Source organism: Campylobacter sp. P0103 (genome assembly GCF_002139545.1).
Classification (GTDB): Bacteria; Campylobacterota; Campylobacteria; order Campylobacterales; family Campylobacteraceae; genus Campylobacter; species Campylobacter devanensis.
The window spans coordinates 1-10,123 of sequence record NZ_MJKG01000007.1 but is presented as its reverse complement, the minus strand read 5'-3'; the positions used below and the strand labels follow the sequence as shown (position 1 = coordinate 10,123).

At 33.9% G+C, this 10,123-nt stretch carries 9 protein-coding genes; all 9 read right to left on the bottom strand.

The genetic code is table 11. From position 1 onward, the window contains the following. Positions 1–168: 168 nt before the first annotated feature. The gene (gene carB / locus CIGNP103_RS07070; protein WP_086268836.1) at positions 169–3,423 is read right to left on the bottom strand and encodes a carbamoyl-phosphate synthase large subunit; all 3,255 of its coding nucleotides are present in this window, start codon (positions 3,421–3,423) and stop codon (positions 169–171) included. A 169-nt stretch (positions 3,424–3,592) separates the two neighbouring features. Further along, entirely contained in the window at positions 3,593–4,339 is a 747-nt protein-coding gene (gene mreC / locus CIGNP103_RS07065) for a rod shape-determining protein MreC (protein ID WP_086225527.1), read from the bottom strand. After that, positions 4,332–5,366 carry a rod shape-determining protein gene (locus CIGNP103_RS07060; RefSeq protein WP_086225528.1) on the bottom strand — a complete coding sequence of 345 codons (1,035 nt, stop codon included), beginning with the start codon at positions 5,364–5,366 and terminating at the stop codon, positions 4,332–4,334. The genes mreC and CIGNP103_RS07060 overlap by 8 nt, the downstream gene beginning before the upstream one ends. Before the next feature lie 10 nt (positions 5,367–5,376). After that, positions 5,377–6,591: an ATP-dependent Clp protease ATP-binding subunit ClpX gene (clpX, locus tag CIGNP103_RS07055; protein ID WP_086225529.1), complete on the bottom strand. Its 1,215-nt coding sequence runs from the start codon at positions 6,589–6,591 to the stop codon at positions 5,377–5,379. Beyond that, on the bottom strand, positions 6,591–7,376 hold the full coding sequence (lpxA, locus tag CIGNP103_RS07050; protein WP_086225530.1) for an acyl-ACP--UDP-N-acetylglucosamine O-acyltransferase: 786 nt from the start codon (positions 7,374–7,376) through the stop codon (positions 6,591–6,593). The genes clpX and lpxA overlap by 1 nt, the downstream gene beginning before the upstream one ends. Positions 7,377–7,388: 12 nt before the next feature. Then, positions 7,389–7,835, bottom strand: a complete 447-nt coding sequence (gene fabZ, locus CIGNP103_RS07045) for a 3-hydroxyacyl-ACP dehydratase FabZ (RefSeq protein ID WP_086228739.1) — start codon at positions 7,833–7,835, stop codon at positions 7,389–7,391. Between the two features lie 107 nt (positions 7,836–7,942). Continuing rightward, positions 7,943–9,016, bottom strand: coding sequence for an epoxyqueuosine reductase QueH (locus tag CIGNP103_RS07040; RefSeq protein ID WP_086268835.1), 1,074 nt, complete (start codon positions 9,014–9,016; stop codon positions 7,943–7,945). A gap of 5 nt (positions 9,017–9,021) precedes the next feature. After that, the gene (gene bcp, locus CIGNP103_RS07035; protein WP_086268834.1) at positions 9,022–9,540 is read right to left on the bottom strand and encodes a thioredoxin-dependent thiol peroxidase; all 519 of its coding nucleotides are present in this window, start codon (positions 9,538–9,540) and stop codon (positions 9,022–9,024) included. After that, complete coding sequence (locus CIGNP103_RS07030; protein ID WP_086232857.1) at positions 9,540–9,740, bottom strand: tautomerase family protein; 201 nt, start codon at positions 9,738–9,740, stop codon at positions 9,540–9,542. The genes bcp and CIGNP103_RS07030 overlap by 1 nt, the downstream gene beginning before the upstream one ends. Between the last annotated feature and the right edge of the window lie 383 nt (positions 9,741–10,123).

The window sequence follows — 10,123 nt, the reverse complement described above, 5'->3', positions numbered from 1 at the left end:
AAATTTAATGTTTCATTGTAATCAAAATGAGATTTTTATATTAATATAAATAAAATAGTAATTTTAAATTTGATTTATTGGATAAATTTGAGATATTTAGTTTTAGTTCTATAGCTACACTTTTTAAAATTATATTAAAATGTAGCTATAAAATCTGTAATATTTATATTATTTTTTCAAATACTCTTGCAAGCTCTTAACTTCTAGAGCCTCTTCATTTGAGCTAATTGATTCAGCTGCTTTTAAAGCTGCGTTCATATTAGTAAAATATGGGATTTTAAATCTAAGCACCGCTTGGCGGATTTTCACAGCGTCGCTAGTGCTTGACTTGCTATCGCTAGTATTTACCGCTAGGGCTATCTCGCCATTTTTTAGCCTGTCTTCGATATTTGGACGGCCTTCACTAATTTTATAAACCATCTCGCATTTTACTCCAGCTTGAGCTAGAGTTTTATATGTACCACCAGTTGCTACAATCTCAAAACCTAAATTTTCAAATTTCTTAGCCAGTTCAATACCGCGGTTCTTATCTGCATCAGCTAAACTGATAAAGACAGTACCACCACTTGGCAAGATATTCTTAGCTGCAATTTGCGATTTAACAAAGCTCTTTTCAAAACTATCACTAATACCCATAACCTCACCAGTGCTTTTCATCTCTGGCCCTAAGATTAGATCAGCTCCACTTAATTTATTAAATGGGAACACGCTCTCTTTCACGCATACTACGCCATTTAAACTAGGCTTATAAATTTCGCCATCAAATTTAACTACTTTAAATTGATCATAAAACTCAAGCGCCTCTTTTAAATTACCTTGCCACATTACGCGTGTTGCTACTTTGGCCATTGGCAAGCCTGTAGCTTTACTGACAAAAGGCACCGTGCGACTAGCTCTTGGATTAACCTCGATGATATAAAGTTTATTATCATACACAGCAAATTGAATATTCATAAGCCCTATAACACCAAGCTTCAAAGCGATATCTTTGGTGCATTTTTCTACTTGATCTATGATATCTTGGCTTAAGTTTTGCGGTGGAAGTATGCTAGCACTATCACCACTATGGATTCCTGCTTCTTCTATATGCTCCATAATCGCACCGATATATACATCTTTGCCATCGCTAATAGCATCTACATCAAGCTCAGTTGCATCTTGTAAAAACTTATCAAGTAAAACTGGAGAGTTATTACTAACTCTAACTGCTTCACTCATATACTCTTTAAGCTCAATCTCGCTATGAACTCTTCTCATTGCTCTACCGCCTAAGACATAGCTAGGACGAACTAAAACTGGATAGCCGATTTTATTTGCCTTTTCTAGTGCTTCAGATTCGCTAATAGCAGTATCATTATCAGGCTGAGCTACATTAACTAAGCGAATAAACTCACTAAATTTTTTTCTATCTTCAGCAATATCAATTACCCTAGCTGTAGTTCCAATTATCTTAGCACCGATCATTGATAAGCGTTTAGAAAATTTAAGCGGAGTCTGTCCGCCAAAATGAACGATAACGCCATCTGGATTTTCACGCTCAATTACCGCTCTTAAATGTTCAAAATCAATTGGTTCAAAATATAAAATATCGCTAGTATCATAGTCAGTTGATACAGTTTCAGGATTACAATTATACATAATAGTTGTAACACCTAAATCTCTTAAAGCATAACTAGCATGAACACAACAATAATCAAACTCAATACCTTGACCTATACGATTAGGGCCTCCGCCAATTATTAAAACTTTTTTATTATTACTATTTGTAGGTAGATTTGGTAGATTTGGAGTGATATTTGTGCTACTATATAGATATGGAGTTAGTGCTGGAAACTCGCCACCACAAGTATCAACCTCGCTATATTCTAAGCCGATTTGGTGACGCATTCTAGCATAATATATATCGTTTTGACTTAGTTCTAGATTATCTTTAGAATTGATTAAATGCGCTATCATCTTATCGCTAAAGCCCCAAGTTTTAGCCTTTCTTAATAGCTCTTTATCATTTAAAATATCCATATCTATACGGTCTTCAAATTCAATTATCTCATAAATTTGAGTTAAGAACCATCTATCAATTTTGGTTAATTCATAAACATCTTCTACGCTTTTGCCATTTCTAAAAGCTTGTGCAATATATAAAATTCTATTTTCATGGCCATTTCTTAATCCAAAAACCAAATCTTCGTCACTTAAATTTAGATAATTAAATCCACTATAATCTTTTTCTAAGCTACAAAGAGCCTTTTGGACGCTCTCTTTAAAACTTCTACCAATTGCCATAACCTCGCCAACACTTTTCATCGCAGTGCCTAGATATGGATTAGAACCCGGGAATTTTTCAAAGGTAAATCTAGGAATTTTAGTTACTATATAATCAATTACTGGCTCAAAACTTGCTGGTGTTCCTGTAATATCGTTTTTAATCTCATCAAGAGTAAAGCCCACAGCAAGCATTGTAGCGACCTTAGCAATTGGGTAACCTGTAGCCTTACTAGCTAGGGCTGAGCTTCTGCTAACTCGTGGATTCATCTCAATTACAGTCATTCGGCCATTTTTTGGATTTACAGCAAATTGCACATTGCTGCCTCCAGTATCTACGCCAATTTCACGCAAGATTTTAAAGCTTGCATCACGCATATATTGATACTCTTTATCAGTTAGCGTAAGAGCTGGAGCTACAGTTATAGAGTCTCCTGTATGCACGCCCATAGGATCAAAGTTTTCAATAGAGCAGACGATAATGCAGTTATCAGCTCTATCTCTAATAACCTCCATCTCATACTCTTTCCATCCCAACAAACTCTCTTCGATTAAAATCTCATTTATTGGACTAGCCTCAATCCCACTCTCAGCAATATCTCTAAACTCATCAAGGTTATATGCCACACCGCTACCAGCACCGCCAAGAGTATAACTAGCTCTAATAATAAGCGGAAATCCAATCTCATTAGCAGCTTTTAGTGCTTCTTCCATATTATATGCATACATAGATTTTGGTAGATCCATACCGATTTTTAGCATCGCTTCTTTAAAAGCAACCCTATCTTCGCCTTTTTTAATCGCTTCTGGATTAGCACCTAGGAATTTAACATCGCCAAGCATATTATTTTCATAAAGCTCCATAGCTACATTTAAAGCAACTTGACCACCCATCGTAGGCAAGAGCGCATCTACATTTTCTTTTTTAATAATTCTACTAATGCTCTCTTTAGTAATTGGCTCAATATATGTTGCATCGGCAAAATCTGGGTCTGTCATAATCGTAGCTGGATTTGAGTTAATTAGTACTACTCTATATCCTAGCTCTTTTAAAGTCTTAGCAGCCTGAGTACCACTATAATCAAATTCACAAGCTTGGCCGATGATAATAGGACCACTACCTATTAATAAAATTGTCTTGATATCTTCTCTTTTTGGCATAGTTCTACCTCTCTTAATTTATATGCATTTTAAGATTATCAATTGATTTTGATTTCAAATAAAAACTAAGCGTAATTATATTGAATTGTAGATAAAAATCAGCATAAAAAGGAGAAAAATTTACTGTTAAATTTAGCAATTTATATTAAATTTAATCAAAATAGTAAAGCTATTGATTTGTTACAACATAAAGATAGCTTGGGACTTGAATTTTCAAATCAGTTTCTACAATTGCGCTTTTATATAGTTCTTCTTCATAAACTTTGGTAATTTTACCTACTGGAACACCGCTAAAAAATATCCCATCAAGCCCACTAGTATAAACCTCATCGCCGACTTTTGGGCTTAGCCATTGAGCAATAAATTTAACTACAATATTCTTACCATTTCCTGTAGCAATTCCTGCTATGCGCTGCTCTCCTATACTAACTGAAAATGTCGACTTTGGATCGGTTTGTAGTAGAGCAAGCGGACTGCCATCTTTATTTATCACGATTCCAGCAGTTTTACCTTGCGAGATTAAGCCATAGATTTTATTTTCATCAAATTCATCAAAATCAATCCAAACCTTATCATGATCGCCAATATTCATATATGATAGTGCTCGAACTAACTGGATATTTGGTGTAAATTTAGTAGAGTTTTGTTCATTTAATAAAGCATCAAGCTTATAAGCAAAAGCTGAAAGTAGCGTAACAGAGCGCTCTAATTCAATATTTTGTTCTCTAAGCGCTCTTATCTCGCTGGCTTGATTAAAATGCTCATTGATAGTATCTAGGATAAAATCCCTGCTATCTTGATATAAAGATAGTGTAAGCTTAACCCCGCTCATCACTACACTTCTAGCATAATCACTTAAGTAAAATGATATAAAACCTAAGCAGATAACTATCAATAAGAATTTAAGTTTATTCATTGATTAATTGGTGTAAAAGTCCTATCTCTTCTAAAGCCTTACCAGTACCTCTAGCCACTGCAAGAAGTGGTTCATCAGCTACATATACAGGCAACTTAACAATATCAGATAGATACTTATCTAGCCCCCTAATAAGCGCTCCACCACCGGTTAACACGACACCACGCTCAACTATATCACCAGCTAAATCAGGCGGCATATTTTCTAAAACTGTTTTTAACGCATCAGCAATCTCTTTTAAAGACTCTCTCATTGCCTCTCTAATATCTTCACTAGTAATTTCGATACGACTTAATAGGCCACTTACTTGATCTCGTCCTTTTATAACCATAGATAGCTCTTTAGGTAACTGGATCGCTGAGCCAATTTTGATTTTTATCTCTTCACCGTTTCTCTCACCAATTAATAGATTAAATTTCTCTTTTACATAGTTTACAATGCTTGCATCAAGCTTATCTCCTGCAGTCCTAATACTTTTAGAAATTACCAAACCTCCTAAAGATACCACGCCAATCTCAGTTGTACCACCTCCGATATCAACTACTAAACTACCTTGAGGTTCACGAACCGGCAAATTTGCTCCAATTGCTGCAGCCATAGGTTCTTCAATTAAAAAAACCTCTCTAGCTCCAGCTGATAACGCACTTTCTCTTACAGCTTTTCTCTCTACTTGAGTTAAGCCATATGGTACAGAGATAATGATTCTAGGGCGTAAAAATGTCTTTCTTCTATGAGTTTTTTCTATAAAGTGTCTAATCATTTTCTCAGTCATATCAAAATCAGCTATAACTCCATCTCTCATCGGTCTAATAGCTTCTATATCACCTGGAGTCTTACCTACCATCTCCTTAGCATCCTGTCCAACTGCTAGTATCTTTTGCTTACCATACTTCTCTCTTTGAACTGCTACGACGCTTGGTTCGTTAATTACAATACCTTTATCTTTTATTAAAACCAATGTATTTGCCGTGCCTAAATCAATACCCATATCACTTGAAAAAAGTCCTACTAGTTGGTCTAAAATCATATATCCCCTTTTATTTTACTTTCATTAATAACGGCTTTGCTTCGCCATCGATTACACTTTTTGATATTATTACATCATAGCCATTTAGTTCTGGAAGATCATACATAATATCTATCATAACATCTTCCATTATACTTCTTAGGCCTCTTGCTCCGGTTTTGCGTTTAATGGCTTGATTTGCTACCTCTTTAATCGCCTCATCTTCAAATTTAAGCCTAGCCCCATCAATAGCAAAAAGCTTTTCATACTGCCTTAAAAGTGCATTTTTTGGCTGAGTTAATATTCTTATCATATCCTCGGTCGTAATTTCATTTAAAGTAGTAATAGCATGCAATCTACCAATAAGCTCAGGAATAAGTCCAAAATGCACTAAATCATCAGGCTCTACAAGACTAAGCAAATTTGTCTTCTCGCTTTTACCTCGTTTTTCTTGGCCAAAACCTAAAACATTCTTACCTAATCTTCGCTCGATTATATCTTTTAGCCCATCAAATGCGCCACCGCACACAAATAAAATATTAGTAGTATCTATTTGAATAAATTCTTGATTTGGATGTTTTCTGCCACCTTTTGGCGGAATATTTACTACACTACCTTCAATAATTTTTAACAAGGCTTGTTGGACACCCTCGCCGCTTACATCACGAGTAATTGAACGATTCTCGCCCATTCTAGCAATCTTATCAATCTCATCTACAAAAACAATTCCTTGTTGCGCTCTAGCTACATCTCCGCCAGCTGCATTTAAAAGCTTAGTTAAGATATTTTCCACATCTTCGCCTACATATCCAGCCTCGGTTAAACTTGTAGCATCGCAAATGGCAATTGGTACATCTAAAAATCTAGCCAAAGTCTGTGCCATCAAGGTCTTACCACTTCCAGTTGGGCCAATTAGCAAAATATTTGATTTTGAAATTTCGGTATCATCTTCGATACTATGTTGCTTAAATATTCTTTTATAATGATTATAAACTCCTACGCTAAAGACTTTTTTGGCTCTTTCTTGACCAATTACATAATCATCTAAAACTCCCTTTAAGATCTTTGGCGTAATATCTTTATAATCCATTGCCGGTTGGCTATTTAATCCTATTTCATCACCATGAACTGCATTATATGCTGCATCTACGCAAAATTCGCATATAAATGAGCTATCACTCTCATTAGCTAAAAGTTTTCTATCATTTGCTTCGCTCTCACCGCAAAAACTACACTTTCTAGCCATTAATCTCTCCCTTTATCAAGCGGTATTCCTCGTTTTGTATTTATGATAAATTCACACATTTTTTTAGCTTCTATAGTAGGATTTTGTCCTAAAAGTTCCAAGGCTCTATCTTTTAATCCTCCACCACTTCTAAATAGAAATTTATAAGCCCTATTAATATCCTCAACCGTATCTTTATCAAATCTTCTACGAATTCCGACTAAATTTAAACTTCTAATATAGGCTCTATTGCCCTCAGCTAAGCAAAACGGTACAACATCTTGACTAAGTGCTGAGGCACCAGCTATCATACAACTCTCACCAATATGAACGAACTGATGAACTGGGGTAAGCCCACCAATTACAGCATAATCATCAACTATCACATGCCCAGCAAGAGTTACGCCATTAGCCAAAATAATCCCATCACCAAGACAACAATCATGAGCTATGTGCGTATAAGCCATTATAAAATTATTATTGCCGATTATGGTATATCCATCACCTTTTTTGGTGCCTGAATTTATTGTAGCAAACTCCCTAATTGTAGCATTAGTACCAATTCTCACCCCACCTGTATCTTCTAAAGAGTGGCTAATATCTTGAGGTATATCACCTACTATAGCATAACTATAAATTTTACTACCACTACCAATATGGGTATCACCAATGATTCTAGCACCTTGTTTAATAGTTACATTATCACCTAAAATTGCTTTTGAACTAACAAAAGCATATGGTTCAATCACGCACCCATCGCCTAAAATTGCACCATCTTCAACTACTGCTGTACTATGAATTTGCATATTTTCTACTTATTATTTATCTACGATCATTGCCTTTAGCTCAGCTTCAGCTACTAGTTTATCATCTACATAAGCCTTACCAACTAAAACCCAAATATTTCCCTTATGTTTTAAGACCTCTAAATGATACTCTAGTTTATCGCCTGGGCGAACCGGAGATCTAAATTTTGCCCCATCGATACTCATAAAATAAACTACCTTATCTTCTGCGTTAGCTTGTTCAGCCTCACCCATGCTTTTAAAAGCCAAAATACCGCCAGCTTGCGCCATTCCTTCGATTATCATAACGCCTGGATATATAGGATGACCTGGAAAGTGACCTTGGAAAACTTGCTCAGCAATTGTTATATTTTTATAACCTTTAATAAATTTGCTAGGTTCTAGCTTAGACACTCTATCAATAAGCAAAAATGGATATCTGTGTGGTAATATTTTTTGGATTTCAACTACATCTATCATTAAATACCTCGGAATAAAAAGTGCTAAATTGTATCTAAATTTAGCAAAATATTAGTTGAATTTTATTAATAATATTAAAAATTTTCGCTAAATTCAGATATATTTTTTTAAATTTTTACTGCTAACTCTATGCTAGAGTGGTAAATTTGGCTATTTGCTTCAATTATATATCTACCAGTTTTTATCTCATCTAGCACAATGATTGGACTAAGATTAAATTCTAAACCTGTTAGCATTTTACGCAATTTTAACTCTTTTTTTATCTTTGGGGGATTAATTAATAATTCCATTATATTTTTATATTTAAAACCGCCAATGGAGTTAAACTTAGCTAAGCTTATTAGTTTAATATCATCTTTATTTACATTAACTTGCTCGCTTAAAACTTCAATATTAAACTTAGAACTCTTAAGCTTAAAATGTGAGTAAAAGATAAAATAACTAGGTACAACATTAGTATCAATTTTTACCCTTCCAAAATGTAATCTATAGTTTAGAATCTTTTGTCTAATTAGATCAAATTCTACCCCTTTTTGTTCTAGTTTTCTTACCTTTTTATATAATTTTAAACGATAACTGATAGAACCTGGCTGAATTTGAGCGCCAAGTGGTTCACAAAGCTCGTCTATCACCTCTTCATTTTGACGTTGTTTAATTAATCCGTATATACAACCGCAGTAGTTTTGATGATAGAGCTTATCCCTTTTAGCTAGTTCAAACTGTATTTGGGTGCCACCATTTTTTCTTAAATCCACAGCAACAGATTCTAAATTTGTCCCTTTTATAGCGTTATTTAGTGCATTTTCTAACTGTGTAAAATCTTTTTTAGGACTCATTAACAATGTTGTAGTAAGCTTTTTACACCCTAATTCTATGGCGGCTTTTGCGCTATTTCCTACACGAAATTCAAAGCAATATTCACAACGTTTACCTTTTTCTGGCTCATTTTCTAAACCCTTAGTGCCTCTTAGCCACTCTTCATACTCATACTCGCCGCAAATAACCTTTATGCCAAGCTGCTTGCAACTACGCTTGACATCTTTAAATCTTAGCAAAAATTCACTATATGGATGAATATTTGGATCATAAAAGTAGCCAATAATTCGCTCATTAGGGTATAATTTCTTCAACTCAGCGATAAAATAGTGACTATCGACGCTGCAACATATATGAACTAACAAATTACCTACTTTATTAAATCAGCTAAGACTTTAGCAGCATGACCAGCTGCTTTTACACTTTTATAAACTTTTGCTATTTTGCCCTCTTTATCTATGATAAATGTAGTTCTTACTATGCCTAGATACTCTTTGCCATAATTTTTACGAACCTGCCACACACCATACGCTTTTGCTACATCTTTATTAATATCACTTAGTAGAATATGTTTTAAATTTTGCTTTGCGATAAATCCACTATGGCTCTTAGTACTATCTGGGCTAACTCCTACAATCACAGTATCATTAGCTACAAATTCATCATAATTTGCGCTAAATTCACACGCCTCAGTTGTGCATCCTGGAGTATTATCTTTAGTGTAGAAGTATAATACTACATTTTTACCTCTAAAATCTCTTAAACTAATACTTACTCCATCGCTATTTTCTAGACTAAATTCTGGAGCCATGTCACCAGCTGCTAAAATTACTTTACGATCAATATCTTCTTGATTAAATACTGTAGCTTCTTTTATTTTTTCAGCCATTATTTACCCTCTTTTATAGCTTGAACAGATTTACCGCCAAAATATGTTGCATCACTTCTAATCTCATCAAAATTTATAACAACTCTTTGAGGATTTTTGCCTAGATCATTTACCATTATATCAGTAATTTTAGTTGCGATTTCATCTAGTTTTTGACGACTTGGCATTGGGTCTGAAAGCTTAATATTTATAATTGGCATATTTTTCCTTTAGATTTGATTTTGAAATTTAATTTAGAAAATTATATCTAATATTAAAAAACAAAAGATAAAGATAAATTTGGATAATTACCACATATCAATATTTTTATAATTATTAATAAACATTTTAATATTTAGTTTAAAAATAGATACTTGTGTCTTGCAAATTCAATTCTTAGTATATTTAATATGCTTTTATTTTAATATTTTAGCAATCCTAAATAAAACTCAGCGATATAAATAGTATAAAAGAATAATATTTATAATCACCACATAGTAAATTTTAAATCCCTTCACACACATCCACTCATTTGTTCTTTAAAATTTAAAGTATCTTTATAATATCTACTAATAATCAATCCACCATTAATAGATATTTGGTT

What these genes read in the sequence shown, in the direction of transcription:
- carB (WP_086268836.1), bottom strand. Translation starts at nt 3,423, where the DNA reads ATGCCAAAAAGAGAAGATATCAAGACAATTTTATTAATAGGTAGTGGT.
- mreC (WP_086225527.1), bottom strand. Translation starts at nt 4,339, where the DNA reads ATGAATAAACTTAAATTCTTATTGATAGTTATCTGCTTAGGTTTTATA.
- CIGNP103_RS07060 (WP_086225528.1), bottom strand. Translation starts at nt 5,366, where the DNA reads ATGATTTTAGACCAACTAGTAGGACTTTTTTCAAGTGATATGGGTATT.
- clpX (WP_086225529.1), bottom strand. Translation starts at nt 6,591, where the DNA reads ATGGCTAGAAAGTGTAGTTTTTGCGGTGAGAGCGAAGCAAATGATAGA.
- lpxA (WP_086225530.1), bottom strand. Translation starts at nt 7,376, where the DNA reads ATGCAAATTCATAGTACAGCAGTAGTTGAAGATGGTGCAATTTTAGGC.
- fabZ (WP_086228739.1), bottom strand. Translation starts at nt 7,835, where the DNA reads ATGATAGATGTAGTTGAAATCCAAAAAATATTACCACACAGATATCCA.
- bcp (WP_086268834.1), bottom strand. Translation starts at nt 9,540, where the DNA reads ATGGCTGAAAAAATAAAAGAAGCTACAGTATTTAATCAAGAAGATATT.
- CIGNP103_RS07030 (WP_086232857.1), bottom strand. Translation starts at nt 9,740, where the DNA reads ATGCCAATTATAAATATTAAGCTTTCAGACCCAATGCCAAGTCGTCAA.